Source organism: Mesorhizobium sp. M0626 (assembly GCF_040320665.1).
Lineage (GTDB): Bacteria > Pseudomonadota > Alphaproteobacteria > Rhizobiales > Rhizobiaceae > Mesorhizobium.
The window spans coordinates 64,009-79,527 of record NZ_JAMYQD010000008.1 but is presented as its reverse complement, the minus strand read 5'-3'; the positions used below and the strand labels follow the sequence as shown (position 1 = coordinate 79,527).

The following is a 15,519-nucleotide window of genomic DNA, read 5'->3' as shown; positions in this document are numbered from 1 at the left end:
TCTCGCAATCATGCCTGGGCGAACGTCACGCGGTCGAGCAGCAGATGCGAGATTGCCGTGAAGCGGACGCCCTCGACCTTCGATGAGACGATCCGGCTGTATTGCGAGAAGTAGCTGATGATCAGCGGCGTCTCGTCCAGCAGCAAGGTCTGGATCTTGCCCGCGGCAAGGCGTTGCGCCTGAAGGTCGCGGGCCTTGCCGTATTCGAGCAGCAGCCCGTCATAGGCCGGGTTGTTGAAATGCGCGGCGTTCCAGGCGCCCGAACTCTTCAGCGTCGCGTTGAGGAAGATGTCGGGCGTGCCGCGATGTCCGAAATCGGTGATGCCGAGATTGGAATCGAGCCATGGCGACGAGCCGAACTTCGCCGAGCCATAATAGGCGTCCTGCGGCAGCACGTTGAGCTTGATGTCGATGCCGGCCTTCTTGGCGAAGTTCTGGATCAGCACCGCATAATCGGGAATGTCATAGGCGCGTTCGGTGGTCAGCGTCACCGGGAAGCCGTTCGGCACGCCGGCCTCGCCAAGCAGGCGCTTGGCCTCGGCGATGTCCTGCTTGCGCTGCGGCACCGACGGATCGGCCGAGGGGAAGATCGGCGCGAACGGGGTGTCGTTGCCGACGATGGCGCGGCCCTTGAGCAAGCCCTTGACCGCCGCCTCGCGGTCGATGGTGAGCGCCAAGGCGCGGCGGATGCGCTTGTCGGTGAACGGCGCCTGGTCGGTCCGCAGATGCACCTCGTCATGCGAACTTGCCTGCACGCTGAGCAGCTTGAAGTTGGGATTGCCCTCGATCGCCAATTCCAGCCGGGTCGTGCTCGGGATGACGTCGAGCTGGCCGGCCTGCAGCGCCAGCACCTGCGCCTGCTCGTCGTCGAAGAACTTGATCTCGACGCGGTCGGGCAGCGCCTTGTCGCCCCAATAGTCTGGGTTGCGCACGAAGCTGGCGCCCTGCTTGGGGCGGAAGGATTCGAGCTTGAACGGGCCGGTGCCGTTGAAATTCTTCTCGAAATCGCCGGCATAGTCGGCCGGCAGGATGACGGCATTGTAGACGTCGGACGAGACATAGAAGGGGAAGTTGCTGTTGGGCCCGTCGAGATCAAAGGCGACTGTCTGGTCGTCGACGACCTTGGCGCCGCCCTTGGACAGGATGCCCTTATAGGCAGACAAAGCGGACGAACCGCTGGCCGGATCGACCAGCCGCTCGAAGCTCGCCACCACATCCTTGGCGGTGACGGTGCGGCCGTCGTGGAATTTCACGCCCGGCCGCAATTTGAAGGTCCAGCGGCTGGCGGTCTCGTCGGCCTCCCACGACAGAGCGAGCTTGGGCTGCAGACCGTCCTTGGGATCGTCGAGGATGAGATATTCGCCGACCTGGCTGATGACGCCGATGCTGGCCGGATCGGTGATGGAGACGGGATCGATCGCCTTGGTCGGCTGTCCGAGCCCAACGCGGACCGTGCCGCCGGCGCCGGCAGCGCGCGCAGTGCCGAAACCAGCAAGTCCCTGCGAGGCGGCAAAGCCGGTGAGGCCGATCAAGGCTGCGTATTTCAGCAGATCGCGGCGCTTGAGGAAGCCGGCCTGGTGCTCATCGACGGCGACGTTCCAGATGTCGCCGGACAGATTGCGAAGCGTATCGATGTCGTTGCGTTTGGTCATTTTGAAACCCCTGTCTGAAATGACTGTTGAATGGCTTAAGCGACTGGTTCGCCGTCGAGATGGATGCGGTCGACGGCTTGCGGGTAAAAGGCGATGAGGCCCCTGATCTTGGGCATTTCGGCAATGGGATCGCGGTAGCTCCAGGCGACATCGGGGCTTACCGAGCCGTCGGCGCGCCGGCCCGACCAGTAGGAGGCGATGCCCTTGTAGGGACAGCGCGTCGTGCTGTCCGAAGCGGTTAGCCGGTCGAGCCTGACATCGTCCGGGTGCAGGTAGAAACGCGTCGGTAGATGCGTTTCGAACAGCAGCACCGGGCGATGGCTGTCGGCGATCAGTTCGCCGTCGAACCAGATTTGGACGTGACTTGAACTCTGCAGCACATCGATGCGTGCGTATGGATCGCGGGCGTGGACGAAGACCTCTTCTTCCTCCTCGAACCATTGGTCGACCGCCTTCCAGGTGAAGGCGATACGCCCGGCCAGCGGCGACAGATTTTCATCCGGCGGCGCGACAAGCGACCAGGCCGCGTTGGGCGAAGCTTTTTCTCCCGTCTCCAGGTTCCAATAGGTGGTTTCGCCACCGACGGGATGGGGCTGGCTATGCTCGGACGGCTTCAAGAGCGAGCGGTCCACCGAGGATGCCGGGAAGAAATAGATCGGCAGGAAATGGTTGGAGCGCAGCACCAGGACGTTGCGGCTGTCGGCGATGGTGCGGCCGGCGAATTTGACCCGAATGCGCTTGGGGCTGTGCAGAACATTGATGAGCTGCGGAGCCGTGGCTTCGCGGGGCTGAAGTTTTGGCGCTGCGGTCATATCAGTTGCCCCAAGTCAGGATACGGCGCGCACATTGTCGCGCTGTTCGGTGAAGCGGTTGGCCGGCCGCGCCAGGCCGAAACGGTCCCGCAGCGTCCCCGGCGCATATTCGGTGGGGAATACGCCGCGGCGCTGCAGTTCCGGCACGACCTGCTCGGCAAAATTCACCCAATCCTCCGGCAGCAGCGGGAACATCAGGTTGAAGCCGTCGGCGGCACCTGCCTCGAACCAGTCCTGCAGCTGATCGGCGATCTGGTTCGGTGTGGCGCCGCCGGTCGGCACCGAACCGCTGTTGGCGAGCTTGCGAGCGATCTCGCGCAGAGTGAGGTTCTGCTTCGACCATTCCTTGACTCGATTGAGCGAGGTGCGGCCGCCATTGAAGGTGCTCTCGTCCGGCAGCGGCGGCAGCGGGCCGTCCGGCGGATATACGGAGAGATCGACGCCGCTCCAGCTAGAGAGAAGGTCGATGCCGACCCGATCGGGAAGCAAGCTCTGCAGATACTCCTGCCGCTCGCGTCCCTCCGCTTCGGAAGCTGCGACGATCGGCAGGATGCCCGGCAGGATCTTGAAGCTCTCGGGCTTGCGGCCGTAACGGGCGAGGCGCTCGTTGATGTCCTGCCTATATTTGATGCCGTCTTCCTTGGTGCTGTAGATGGCAAAGTGCGCATCGGCATGCGCGGTAGCGAAATTCTTGCCGTCTTCGGACGAGCCGGCCTGGACGATCAGCGGATGGCCCTGCGGCGGGCGCGAGACATTGAGCGGTCCGCGCACCTTGAAGTGCGGGCCCTTGTGGTTGATCGCATGGACCTTGTCGGGATCGGCGAAATAGCCCGATGCCTTGTCGATAAGCAGGGCTTCGTCTTCCCAGCTGTCCCACAGTGCCTTGACGATATCGAGGAATTCGGTGGCGCGCTCATAGCGAAAGGCGTGCTCGATATTGCCGTCGCGGCCGAAATTGCGGGCCTCCTCGTCCATGGCCGACGTCACCACATTCCAAGACGCCCTGCCCTTGCTGATATGGTCGAGCGAGGCAAACATGCGGGCGACATTATAGGGCTCGCTGTAGGAGCTCGAGGCGGTGGTGATGAGGCCGATATGCCTGGTCACGCCGGCAAGCGCCGACAACAGCGTCAGCGGTTCCAGGCGGGCATTGGCGTAATGGGCTACGCCTCTCTGTACGGAATCCCAGATCGCGACATGGTCGGCGACGAAGATCGTATCGATCCTGGCGCGCTCGGCAGACTGGACGAGATCGCGGTAGAAGTCGAAGTCGAGCACTTCGCGGCCCGGCGCGCGCGGATGGCGCCACGACATGCGATGATCGCCCTGCGGATTGAAGAAAAACGCGCTGAGGATCATGTGGTCGCGTGCCATGCCGGTCTCCTTGCAGAACTGCTTCAGGCGACCGTCGCGATGCCTCGACCGGCTGCGACAATCTCTCCTGAGCGGTGAAAGGTAGATTGCGCTCCAGCTTAATTCGAGTAATTTTATAGAGATTGTGCGGCGCGAAAGCGGAAGCGATTGCCCTCGAAGACCGCGCCGAAAGAAAGTGGTTTCAGCAAGACATGTCGTCATCGGTTCTGAACGTCGAGCAGCTCACCGTCGCCTATGATGAACGCCGGGGATCGCATCCGGCCGTCAACGGCGTGTCGCTCACCATCGGCGAAGGCGAAGCGCTCGGCCTTGTCGGCGAGTCCGGCTCGGGCAAAAGCTCGGTGGCACTCGCTATTCTGCGCTATCTGCCGAATAACGCCCGGATCGCCGCGTCGGCGCTCGAGTTCCAGGGCCGCGAGATCCGCAATCTCTCCGGCGAACAGCTGCGCCGGCTAAGGGGCGATCGCATCGCGGCCGTCTACCAGCATCCGGGTGCGGCGCTCAATCCGGCCATGACGATTGGCCGGCAGATCACCGAGACGATCATGCGGCATCGCCCGGTTCGGCAGGACGAAGCACGCACCCGCGCCGCCGAGCTGCTCGGCCGCGTCAGGGTGAGCAATCCGGAGCGGGTGCTCGATCTCTATCCGCACGAATTGTCGGGCGGCATGCAGCAGCGCGCCAACATCGCGATTGCCATTGCGCTCGACCCGTCGCTGCTGGTGCTGGATGAGCCGACGACGGCGCTTGACGCCAGCGTCCAGTCCGAGATCGTCGCCATCCTGCAGGACTTGCGCCGCGATCACCAAACCAGCGTTCTGCTGATCAGCCATGACATCAACATGGTCCGCCGGGCCTGCGATCGGGTGGCCGTGATGCAGTCGGGGACGGTGGTCGAAAGCGGCATCGCCAACGATGTCTTCGAGAACCCTGTTCACGCCTACACCAAGGCGCTGATCGCCTCGATCCCGGCGCTCAACTTCACCAAGCGCGACGGCAGGCTGGCCGAGATGCACACAACCGGCCCGTCGAAGCCTGTCCGCAGCGATCAACCGGAAGCCGCACGTCCGATCGCCGTCGCCTGCAAAGGCATCAGCCGCGCCTTCGGCTCCCAGGCCGTCCTGCACGATATCGACCTGGAGATAGCCCAGGGCGAGACGTTCGGGCTGATCGGCGAATCCGGCTCCGGCAAGTCGACATTGGCAAGGATCGTGACTGGCCTCCAGACGCCGGACGCTGGGTCGGTCGAGCTGTTCGGCAGCACTGTCGCGCCGCGCGTCGAGAAAAGAAGCCTGAGCGAACGGCGCGACGTGCAGATGGTGTTCCAGTCACCCGACCGCACGCTCAATCCGCGCCAGCGGATCGGCAGGATCCTCGGCCGTCCGCTGCGGCGGCTCGCCGGCTTTAGCCGCAGCGAGGTGAAGCAGCGTGTCGGCGATCTCCTGGCCTCGGTTCGTCTTGCCGCTACGACCGTCGACCAGAAGCCGAGATCGCTGTCTGGTGGCCAGCGCCAACGGGCGGCGATTGCGCGCGCCTTTGCCGGCGTGCCGAAGCTCGTGGTGTTGGACGAGCCGACCTCTGCGCTCGACGTTTCCGTGCAGGCGACCGTGCTCAATTTGCTCAACGACCTGCAGCGCGACAAGGACACCACCTATCTGTTCATCAGCCACGACCTCAGGGTGGTGCGCTATATGGCCGACAGGATCGGCGTGCTCTATCGCGGCCGGCTGGTCGAGACGGGATCATCCGAGCAGATTTTCCGTGGCCTCAACCACCCCTACACGAAGCTGCTTCTGGCCGCGTCCTCGGATGAGACGGCGCCGAGGGCTCCGGCTCAGCTCCACGTCGCGGCACACGATGCCGAGACCTCCGGATGCTCCTTTGCCGCCCGCTGTCCTGTCGCGCTGCCCGATTGCCGAAAGGCGCAACCACCCGTCAGGCAGGCCGGCGACGGTCATCTGATCGCCTGCTGGAGAGACGCAAGCAGTCTCTGATTGCGAAGCGGGCAACTGACAAGCCTTCTTTCGAGGAGATGTCCCCCGGCCGATGCGGCCGGAGGACAGGCTTGGGAGGCGCCTGACGTCGGCTGGAAATTTCCGGCGATGGTTTTGACCAGCGTCGATTTGCCGGCACCATTGTCGCCCATCAGGCCGAGAACCTCGCCCTCATTGATGTCGAGCGAGACATTGTCCAGCGCGCGGACGGCACCGAAATCCTTCACGATATGTTCGAGACGCGCTAGAACCGGCATCGCATCCTCCCATGCCAATTTGTAAGTTTCTGATACAAATCATCGTTTGAAACTTGGGTCAATGGGCTTGGGGATGCTGAATATTTTGTTGCGATGCACCCAACTTTGGGTCTTTCAAACCGCCTAGAAATTCTATTAGTATGCCAATCAAACAAATTGTGGAGAACGACGTGCTGGTGTCGACCGATCTTCGGCCGAACGAAACGCGGGCACTTGCGGCGCTGTTTCGTGTCGGCGCGTTGAGCCGAGCGGCGCTCGCACGCGATCTCGGCCTGACCCGGTCGACCACCGGCGCCCTGGTGCTGGGGCTGACCGAAGCCGGTCTGGCGCGCGAGCGGTCGGATGGAACGGACGAAGAGCAGGATAGCGAGGGTCGGGTCGGCCGTCCCGGTATCCTTGTCGAGATCGACGGCAATGGCGGCTTCTTCCTTGGCGCTTATATCGGCGTCAACTGGATCGCAGCCGTGGCTGTCGACCTTGCCGGCGCGCGGCGTGCGAGCGCCTCTAGGGCATTTGCCGGCCCCGGTAGCACGCCCGAAGCCGCGGTCGACATCATCGGGGAACTCGTCGCCGAGATCCGCTCACAATTGCCTGCGGGCAAGCGCCCCTACGGGCTCAATGTCGCCGTGCCCGGCTTCCCCGCCGCCGACGGGATTTCATACCATGCCACCATCCTTGGCTGGCACGGGGTCAATCTGGCGGAGCTTTTGCGCACTGCCTTTGGCGCGGACTTTCCGATCCTCTTGGAAAACGATGCCAATGCCGTGGCGGTGGCCGAGACATACCGGGCGCAGCCGGGCAAGGACCATGAGGATGCTCTGGTCATCCTGATCGAGAACGGCGTTGGCGGCGGCATCATCAATGCCGGCAGGCTGCATCGCGGCCGGCTCGGCGGCGCCGGGGAAATCGGGCATCTGCGCATCGGCGACGAAGGTTTTGTCTTCGACGCGAAGCGCCCGGGCCGACTGGAATCCTATGTCGGCAAGGATGCTTTACTGGCTCGCTATTTGCACATAAGCGGACTGCGCGCCGGCGTGGATGAGTTTGTCGCAGCGCTGGCCGGCGGCGATCCGGCAGCCGTTGCCACCGCGCGCGACTGGGCGCTCTGGTTCGGCCGCGGCCTGGCGACACTTGCCTGCACCTTGCAGCCGGAGCGCATCATCCTCTCCGGCTCGGTCAATGCGGTCTATCCCTTTGTCGCCGAGCAGGTGGAAGCTTTCTTGCTGGACTTCCTGGCTGAAGGTTACCCCGTTCCCACGGTCGAACTGTCGCGCGTCGGGGCCGACGGTCCGGCATTGGGCGCTGCCTGTCTGCTGCATCAGGCAGCTTTGTCGGGCGATCCGCAATTTCAACTTCGCGGCCTCGCCGCGCGCTAATCAGGAGAGATTCAATGCCTCGCAAAGACGAAAAGCGGCTGCGTGTCGGCGTGCTCGGCTGCGGTCCGATTGCCCAGGCGGCGCATTTCGAATCCTGCACCAAGGCACGCAATGCCGATCTCTATGCCATTTGCGATGTCGCCGACGATCTGCGCGACAGGATGGCCGCGACCTACGAGCCTGAAAAATCCTATGCCGACTACGGCCTGATGCTGGCCGATCCCGATCTCGATGCCGTCATCATCGCGACATCGGACATTTTTCACGTCAAGGCCGCGGAACTGGCGCTCGATGCCGGCAAGCATGTGCTTTGCGAAAAGCCGCTGGGCGTTTCGGTCGAGGAGGTCGAAGGCTTGCGGGCCACGCTCGACAAGAGCGGCAAGGTGCTTCAGGTCGGCCATATGAAGCGCTTCGATCCCGGCATCCAGGCGGCAAAGGCTTTCGTCGACGACGAAATGGGCGAGCGGCTGGCGTTCAAAGGCTGGTACTGCGACAGCACCCACCGCTACCCGATGACCGATGCAGTGCAACCGCTGATCATCACCAGCGCCAAGGCGCGCAAGCCTGCCGTCAATCCCAAGGCGGATCTGCGCCAATACTACATGCTGGCGCATGGCAGCCATCTCCTTGATACGGCGCGCCATCTGCACAGGTCGATCGAGGCGGTGGAGGCCCGGCTCACCGAGCGCTATGGCGCCTATTGCTGGTTCATCACCACCATCTTCGCCGACGGCACGATCGGCCATCTCGACCTGACGGTCGCCGTGCGCATGGACTGGCACGAAGGGTTCCAGATCTACGGCGAGAACGGCAGCGTTCTCGCGAAGACCTATAACCCCTGGTACTACAAGAGCAGCGAGGTCGACATTTTCCGCGAGGCCGATGGCAGTTGGCACCGGACGCTTGGCGCGGATGGCCACTTCTATCGCCGGCAGCTCGAAGGCTTTGCCGATGTCGTGCTAAATGGCGCGCCGATGATCGGCGCCGGCATCGAGGACGGCATCGCCTCGGTCAGGGGCATGGCGGCCATCGCCCGCTCGGCCGCTGCCGGCGGCCGCGCCGTCCGTCTGGCCGATGTCGACGGGGTCGTGTGATGCAGCTTGGGATTTTCGCCAAGACCTTCGCCACCACCGGCGCCTTGCCGGTGCTGCGCGCGGTCGCGGACGGCGGCTACACGGCGGCGCAGTTCAACATGGCGTGCCTTGGACTGCCGTCGATGCCGGACAGCATTGAGCTCGGCGCGGCCCGGTCCGTCGCTGAGGCGAGCGGCGAGGCCGGCGTTTCGATCGCGGCGGTTTCGGGAACCTACAACATGATCCACCCGGATCGCACGGTTCGCATCCAGGGACTCGCCCGGCTTGAGGTACTGGCCGCGTCATGCGCCGATATGGGCACCCGTCTGATTACGCTGTGCACCGGCACAAGGGATGCGCAGGATCAGTGGCGCTGGCATCCCGACAATGCAAGCGAGGCGGCATGGAGCGATCTGCGGACGGAGATGGAAGCGGCGATCGCGATTGCCGAGCGCTTCGACATCGAGCTTGGCATCGAACCGGAACTGGCCAATGTCCTCTCCAGCGCCTGGGCCGCACGCCGCCTGCTGGACGAAATGAACAGCACGCGGCTGCGCATCGTGCTCGACCCGGCCAATCTGTTCGAAGTGGCCGACAGCGCGGAGCGTCATCGCCTCATCGACGAAGCCATCGATCTGCTGGCCGCCGAGATCGGCATGGCCCATGCCAAGGACCGCCATGCCGATGGCAGCTTTGCCGCGGCCGGACAGGGCGTTGTCGATTTCCCGCATTTCATCGGCCGCCTGAAGGCTGCCGGGTTCGACGGCCCCTTGATCACACATGGCCTGACAGAGGCCGAGGCGCCAGGTGTCGGCGCCTTTCTGCGCACCGTACTTGAAGAGAGCGAGCGCGCGTGAAAAAGACCTTCAGCCGCGATGGCGTCGACCTTGCCTACCGGGACGTCGGCGCCGGCCTTCCCGTCATCTTCCAGCATGGGCTGGGCGGCGATGAGGCGCAGGTCGCCGACGTGTTTCCCGATCTGCCGGTGACCCGGCGCGTGACGCTCGAATGCCGTGGCCAGGGTGGATCCGGCTACGGGCCGGTCGAGCGGCTTTCGATCGCGACGTTTGCCGAGGACGTCGATGCACTGGCCGACGATCTCGGCCTAGGCCCGGCCGTCGTCGGCGGCATCTCGATGGGCGCGGCGCTGGCGCTTCGCCTGGCGGTGCACAGGCCGGCGCGGGTGCGGGCGCTGGTGCTCGCCCGGCCTGCGTGGGTATCCCAGGCTGCACCGGCCAATATGAGGCCCTATGCCGTGGTCGGCGATCTCTTGATGCGGCATTCGCCCCAAGACGCAAGGCGTCTGTTCGATGACAGCGCTGTTGCCGGCGAACTGGCCAGATTGGCGCCGGACAATCTCGGCAGCCTGCAAGGCTTCTTCACTCGCCCGGACCCGGTTCTGTTCGGCAGGCTGCTTTCGGCGATCGCCGGCGATGGTCCCGGCGTGAGCGAGGCGGACATCCGCGCTATCGCGGTGCCGACTCTTGTCATCGGCCATGACCATGACCTCGTCCATCGACTGGACGACGCACAGACGCTGGCCGGACTCATTCCGTCGGCCCGGCTTTGCACCATCACAGCCAAATCGCAGGATCGCGCCGCCTACCGGCTGGAATTCCGCGCCTGTCTTTCGGAATTCCTGGAACCGCTCGCATGACCGACAAAACGACGGATGAGACCATCGCCGTGGTCGAGATCGGCGGCACGTCGGTCAAGGTTGGCTTTGCCGATCGCGGCCACCCGGTGGATTTCGCCCGCACCTACCCGACCGCGCAACTGCGCAAGGGCGCGCCTGTGGCGGGGTTGGCCGATGCGGTCACCGCAGCCTGCCGCGATGCCGGGCTCAAACCTGCACGGGTCGTTGCGACGGTGCCTGGGTTCATCGACCGCGACTTCGACACGGTGCTGCACACGGCCAACATTCCCGAACTGAACGGTATCCGGCTGGGTACGGAACTGGCATCGCGGCTCCGCGTTCCCGTGCGGCTCGAACGCGACGTCGTGCTGCAATTGCTGGGCGAAAGCGTTGCCGGCGCGGTGAAGCGGCAAAAGGAGGTGCTGGCGGTCTATCTCGGCACCGGCATCGGTGCGGCCTATCTCGGCAAGGACGGCATTTTCAGGGGCGGCGGCTGGGCGCTGGAAATCGGCCATATGCCGATCTACCGGCCTGACGAAAGCGGACCGCCAAACCGGGTCGAGACCTACGCCTCAGGGGCAACGCTTGTCGATCTCGCGACAGACTACGATATCCCGGTGGCCGATCTGTTTTCGGCGGCCGGGCAGCCGCCATCGCTGCGCGAATGGCTCGATGAGATCGTCTGGCAGCAGGCGGTGACCGTCGCAACGGCAGCAGCCCTGTTTTCCCCGCAGACGATCCTGATCGGCGGCGGTATCGTCGACATGAAGGCCTATCCCCGCAAGGCGCTCAAGCAGCGCATCGCGGAGAGCCTGCCGCATTCGCTTGTTGTAGAGCCTCTGGACATACGCTGGGCGGCCCTGGGCTGGCAGGCGGCGATCCACGGCGCGGTGCTGCTCGGTACGGTATGATCGCCGTGGTTGCTGTCGGCGAAGGATTACTTGATCGTCTTCCCGTCCGCCCCAAACCGGTATGTCTTACCCGGCTCCGGCGTTGCATACAGCGTCGCACCTGGCTCGGCGTCGTAGACACCGAAAATGCGGACCGTGATCAGCCCGGCCTTTTCGCAGTCGAGATAGAGGTTGGTGTCGGCGCCGAGATGTTCGGCATGCACCACAGTTCCCTTCCAAGCGCCGGACCTTGGATCCACGGTCAGATGCTCCGGCCGCACGCCGATCGTCTTGGCCGTCTCGCCCAATCTGGCGCCGTCGATGAAATTCATCTTCGGCGAGCCGATAAAGCCGGCGACGAACTCGTTTGCCGGCGAATTGTAGAGCTCCATCGGGCCGCCGATCTGCTCGATCTGGCCGGCGTTGAGCACGACGATCTTGTCGGCCAGCGTCATCGCCTCGACCTGGTCGTGGGTGACGTAGATCATCGTCGCCTTCAGCCGCCGGTGCAGCTGCGCGATCTCGAGCCGCGTGTTGACGCGCAGCGCTGCATCGAGGTTCGACAAGGGCTCGTCGAAGAGAAACAGTTTTGGCTCACGCACCACGGCGCGGCCGATGGCGACGCGCTGGCGCTGGCCGCCCGACAGTTCCGCCGGCCGCCGCTCGAGATACGGTTCCAGCGACAGCATCGACGAGGCGACGCCGATGCGGCGTTCGATCTCCGGGGCGGGCGTGCCGGCCTGCTTGAGGCCGAGGCCCATATTGTTCTTCACCGTCAGATGCGGGTAGAGCGCGTACGTCTGGAACACCATGGCGATGCCGCGTTTTGCCGGGGGCGTGGCCGAGACATCGGCGCCGTCGATCACCACCCTGCCGGAGGTCGAATCCTCCAGCCCGGCGATGACCCTGAGCAAGGTTGACTTGCCGCAGCCAGATGGGCCGACGAAGACGACGAATTCGCCGTCGGTCACTTCGAGGTTGATGCCTTTCAGCACCTCGACCGGCCCGAAGGCCTTCTTCACATTCTCGATTACCAGCGAGCCCACGGCTTCGTCCTTGTTCTAGAGTTTGCCCTACTAGAGCTTAACTGGGGCGCCGCTGCGCACGCTCTCATCGGCGGCAAGGCAGACGGCGAGCGATTTCACCGCGTCGTCCATGTGGCGGGTCAGGTCGATGTCTTCCCGGATCGCCTTCAGCACGAAGGCCTGTTCGAGGTCGCAGAGATCCTGGTGGCCGGGTTCGCCGTCCATCGACAGCATCTCGTCCGGCCTGGCGAACTTGCCGTCCGCACCCGTCGCAGCGCTGTGCAGGCGGATGGTCGAGGTCTTGGTGTGGGTGTCGATGTCGTCCGACTTCACACCTTCCTTCATGACGATCGACACGCAGCCATTGGGCGACATCACGTCCTTCACGAAGAACGCCGTTTCCGAAATCATCGGTCCCCAGGCAGCTTCGTACCAGCCGACCGAACCGTCATCGAACAGCACCTGCAGATGGCCGTAATTGTACATGGTCGGCGCGATCTCCTCGGTCAGCCGCAGCCCCATGCCGCGCACCTCGACCGGCTTGGCGTCGGTGATCTGCAGCATGACGTCGAGATAGTGCACGCCGCAATCGACGATCGGCGACGTCGTCTGCATCAACTGCTTGTGCGTCTGCCAGGTCGGGCCTGACGATTGCTGGTTGAGGTTCATGCGGAACACGTAAGGGCCACCGAGCTTGCGCGCCTCGGCGATCAGCCGGACCCAGGACGGGTGATGGCGCAGGATATAGCCAATCACCAGCTTTCTGCCATTGGCCTTGGCCGCCGCGACGACGCGCTTGGCGTCCGCCACCGTTGTTGCGAGCGGCTTCTCGACGAAGACGTGGCAGCCGGCCTCGAATGCCTTCACCGCATAGTCGGCATGGCTGTCGGAATAGGTGGCGATGCAGGCGACGTCGGGCTTTTCATCGCGCAATGCATCGTCGAAGGAACGACGGATGTCATAGCCCGACAGCCCGTCCGGTAACGGCACGTCGGAGCGGTTGATCAGGGCCGCGATCTCGAAGCCCGGATTAGTGTGGTAGGCCAGCGCATGGCTACGCCCCATATTACCGAGGCCTGCGACGACGACGCGAAGGGGCGATTTAGAGGTCACCTAACTACTCCAGATGTTCCAGTTGTTCCTTCTGAGAGGGTGTCACCCCACCCGGCGCTTCGCGCCGACCTCCCCATCGAGGGGAGGTAGGACGTTGGCGCGAACACCCTCACTGCCAAAGAAGCTTCTCCGAAAGTCGCCCTTTGGCGGTCGTGAATGAAGCCACGACCTTTTACCTCCCCTTGATGGGGAGGTCGGCGCGCAGCGCCGGGTGGGGTGAAGGCTCCAGCAGAGATTTGTAGGGCTCCGCTCACTTGACGGCTCCGGATGTGATGCCTCGGATCAGCTGCCGCGAGAAGATGACGTAGAGGGTCAGCACCGGCATGATCGCCAGCGAGAGTGCGGCCAGGATGGCGTTCCAGTTGGTGACGAACTGGCCGAGGAACAACTGCGCGCCGAGCGTCACCGTCTTGGTCTCTTCCGACGGCGCCAGGATCAGTGGGAACCACAGATCGTTCCAGATCGGGATCATGGTGAAGACGGCGACCGTCGCCATCGAGGGCCGCACCAGCGGCAGCACCAGCCGGAAGAAGATGGTGTATTCCGACAGGCCGTCGATCCGGCCGGCATTCTTCAGATCGTCGGACACCTGCTTCATGAATTCCGACAGGATGAAGACGGCCAGCGGCAGCCCCTGCGCGGTGTAGACCAGGATCAGCGCCGTCAGCGTGTTGACCAGCCCGCTCGCCACCATCAATTGCAGGATGGCGACGGTGCCGAGCCGGATCGGGATCATGATGCCGAGCGCGAGGTAAAGCCCCATCAGCGTGTTGCCGCGGAAGCGGTATTCCGACAGCGCGAACGCCGCCATCGCGCCGAACAGAAGCACGAAGAACAGCGAGGCGACGGTGACGACGAGGCTGTTCTGAAAATAGTGGATGAAGTCGCCCTGCCCGATCACGGTGGTATATCCGATCAGGTCGAAGGTCTTTGGCGTCGGCGGCGTCAGCGGTTCGCTGAAGATGCCGGCGCGGGACTTGAACGAATTCATGATGACCAGGATCACCGGAAACAGCGCGATCGCCGTGTAGGTCAGCAGGATCGCGTGGGCGCCGATGGTGCGGGGCAGCGAACGAGTGGCGGTGCTCATTGGAAGGTCTCCTGACGAGCCAAGGCAGGCGAGGTTGGCGCCAAGGCACCCCCCTCTGTCCTGCCGGACATCTCCCCAGCAAGGGGGGAGATCAGATGCCGCGACTGCTTTCGCCAATCGCCAACGTTGCAAGACGAGCGGCAAGGCCAGAGCTGCCAATCTCCCCCCTTGCGGGGGAGATGGCCGGCAGGCCAGAGGGGGGTGTTCAAGCTCGACATCTCGCCCCTCTAAAACTGGTAGCGACGCAGGCGCGTCTGGACGAGGAAGAGGTAGACGCAGACGCCGCCGAGGATGATCAGGAACATCATCGTGGCGATCGCCGCGCCCATATTGGGATCGCCGGTCTGCAGCTGAAAGCCGAAGAAGGCGCGGTAGAGGAAAGTGCCCAGAATATCGGTCGAATAGTTCGGGCCGGCGAGCGCCCCTTGCGCGGTGTAGATCAGGTCGAAGGCGTTGAAATTGCCGACGAAGGTCAGGATCGAGATGATGCCGATCGACGGCAGGATCAGCGGCAGCTTGATCTTCCAGAACTGCGACATGCCGGTGATGCCGTCACATTCGGCCGCCTCGATCACCTCTTCGGGGATCGACAAAAGGGCTGCATAGATCAGCATCATCGGGATGCCGACGAACTGCCACACCGAGATCAGGCTGAGCGCGGTCAGCGCATATCGCTCCTTGCCCAGCCACGGCGTGAACAGGCTTTTCAAGCCGACCAGGTCCATCAGATGCGGCGCCACGCCCCATAACGGCGACAGGATCAGTTTCCAGGCGAAGCCGACGATGACGAAGGACAGGATGGTCGGCACGAAGATCGCGGTGCGGTAGAAGGCGGCGAATCTCAGCCTCGGGCTGGACAGCAATGCCGCTAGCATGACACCGATCGGGTTCTGCACCACCATGTGGATGATGAAGAACCAGGTATTGTTCCGCAGCGCGTTCCAGAAGCCGACCGACCAGTTGGGGTCGCCGAACAACGTACGGAAATTAGTGAAACCGACGAACACCTGATGCTGATCGACATTGCGGAACAGCGACAGCTGCAGCGTGCCGGCGAGCGGCAGGATCATGATCGCCGTATAGACCAGCAGCGCCGGCGCCAGGAAGACGCCGATATGCCAGCGGAACGGTCGTTTCGGTCGTGTTTGTGCGGCCATGAGTGCGGTCCCCGCCGAGGTTTAGCAATGCCTTCGACGGCAGCGCTGCCCCCTCACCCTTACCCTCTCC

Annotated in this window: 13 protein-coding genes and 1 pseudogene; 6 read left to right on the top strand and 8 right to left on the bottom strand. The window is 63.8% G+C overall.

The window, feature by feature from the left end; all coding sequences use genetic code 11:
* Positions 1 to 8: 8 nt before the first annotated feature.
* The 3 genes from NKI37_RS11680 to NKI37_RS11670 are packed head-to-tail and all read right to left on the bottom strand — an operon-like array spanning position 9 to position 3,838.
* The gene (locus NKI37_RS11680; RefSeq protein ID WP_352790841.1) at positions 9 to 1,652 is read right to left on the bottom strand and encodes an ABC transporter substrate-binding protein; all 1,644 of its coding nucleotides are present in this window, start codon (positions 1,650 to 1,652) and stop codon (positions 9 to 11) included.
* 35 nt (positions 1,653 to 1,687) lie between these two features.
* Positions 1,688 to 2,464 carry a DUF427 domain-containing protein gene (locus tag NKI37_RS11675; RefSeq protein WP_352790843.1) on the bottom strand — a complete coding sequence of 259 codons (777 nt, stop codon included), beginning with the start codon at positions 2,462 to 2,464 and terminating at the stop codon, positions 1,688 to 1,690.
* Between the two features lie 15 nt (positions 2,465 to 2,479).
* Positions 2,480 to 3,838 carry an LLM class flavin-dependent oxidoreductase gene (locus tag NKI37_RS11670; RefSeq protein ID WP_352794443.1) on the bottom strand — a complete coding sequence of 453 codons (1,359 nt, stop codon included), beginning with the start codon at positions 3,836 to 3,838 and terminating at the stop codon, positions 2,480 to 2,482.
* A 191-nt stretch (positions 3,839 to 4,029) separates the two neighbouring features.
* Here NKI37_RS11670 and NKI37_RS11665 point away from each other — a divergent pair, with 191 nt between their 5' ends.
* The gene (locus NKI37_RS11665) at positions 4,030 to 5,832 is read left to right on the top strand and encodes a dipeptide ABC transporter ATP-binding protein (protein WP_023806179.1); all 1,803 of its coding nucleotides are present in this window, start codon (positions 4,030 to 4,032) and stop codon (positions 5,830 to 5,832) included.
* A 77-nt stretch (positions 5,833 to 5,909) separates the two neighbouring features.
* On the opposite strand, the pseudogene NKI37_RS11660 reads toward NKI37_RS11665, so the two are convergent.
* Positions 5,910 to 6,089: pseudogene (locus NKI37_RS11660) on the bottom strand (ATP-binding cassette domain-containing protein); the annotation flags it as partial.
* Positions 6,090 to 6,229: 140 nt separating this feature from the next.
* Here NKI37_RS11660 and NKI37_RS11655 point away from each other — a divergent pair.
* From NKI37_RS11655 to NKI37_RS11635, 5 genes are read left to right on the top strand one after another with little or no spacing between them, the layout of a single operon-like run.
* Positions 6,230 to 7,465 (top strand): ROK family transcriptional regulator, encoded by a 1,236-nt coding sequence (locus NKI37_RS11655; protein WP_352790210.1) that lies wholly within the window; start codon positions 6,230 to 6,232, stop codon positions 7,463 to 7,465.
* Positions 7,466 to 7,479: 14 nt separating this feature from the next.
* Positions 7,480 to 8,559 (top strand): Gfo/Idh/MocA family protein, encoded by a 1,080-nt coding sequence (locus NKI37_RS11650; protein WP_023822107.1) that lies wholly within the window; start codon positions 7,480 to 7,482, stop codon positions 8,557 to 8,559.
* Positions 8,559 to 9,395 (top strand): sugar phosphate isomerase/epimerase family protein, encoded by an 837-nt coding sequence (locus tag NKI37_RS11645; protein ID WP_352790213.1) that lies wholly within the window; start codon positions 8,559 to 8,561, stop codon positions 9,393 to 9,395. Before NKI37_RS11650 ends, NKI37_RS11645 begins: the two co-directional genes overlap by 1 nt.
* Positions 9,392 to 10,195, top strand: coding sequence for an alpha/beta fold hydrolase (locus NKI37_RS11640; RefSeq protein WP_352500284.1), 804 nt, complete (start codon positions 9,392 to 9,394; stop codon positions 10,193 to 10,195). Before NKI37_RS11645 ends, NKI37_RS11640 begins: the two co-directional genes overlap by 4 nt.
* The gene (locus tag NKI37_RS11635; RefSeq protein WP_352790217.1) at positions 10,192 to 11,085 is read left to right on the top strand and encodes an ROK family protein; all 894 of its coding nucleotides are present in this window, start codon (positions 10,192 to 10,194) and stop codon (positions 11,083 to 11,085) included. The genes NKI37_RS11640 and NKI37_RS11635 overlap by 4 nt, the downstream gene beginning before the upstream one ends.
* A 26-nt stretch (positions 11,086 to 11,111) precedes the next feature.
* On the opposite strand, the gene NKI37_RS11630 is transcribed toward NKI37_RS11635, so the two are convergent.
* From NKI37_RS11630 to NKI37_RS11615, 4 genes are all read right to left on the bottom strand, one after another.
* Entirely contained in the window at positions 11,112 to 12,110 is a 999-nt protein-coding gene (locus NKI37_RS11630) for an ABC transporter ATP-binding protein (RefSeq protein WP_023668840.1), read from the bottom strand.
* Between the two features lie 30 nt (positions 12,111 to 12,140).
* Positions 12,141 to 13,202: a Gfo/Idh/MocA family protein gene (locus tag NKI37_RS11625; protein WP_023732573.1), complete on the bottom strand. Its 1,062-nt coding sequence runs from the start codon at positions 13,200 to 13,202 to the stop codon at positions 12,141 to 12,143.
* Positions 13,203 to 13,452: 250 nt separating this feature from the next.
* The gene (locus tag NKI37_RS11620) at positions 13,453 to 14,292 is read right to left on the bottom strand and encodes a carbohydrate ABC transporter permease (protein ID WP_023668842.1); all 840 of its coding nucleotides are present in this window, start codon (positions 14,290 to 14,292) and stop codon (positions 13,453 to 13,455) included.
* A 227-nt stretch (positions 14,293 to 14,519) separates the two neighbouring features.
* Complete coding sequence (locus tag NKI37_RS11615; RefSeq protein WP_023668843.1) at positions 14,520 to 15,449, bottom strand: carbohydrate ABC transporter permease; 930 nt, start codon at positions 15,447 to 15,449, stop codon at positions 14,520 to 14,522.
* Positions 15,450 to 15,519: the final 70 nt, after the last annotated feature.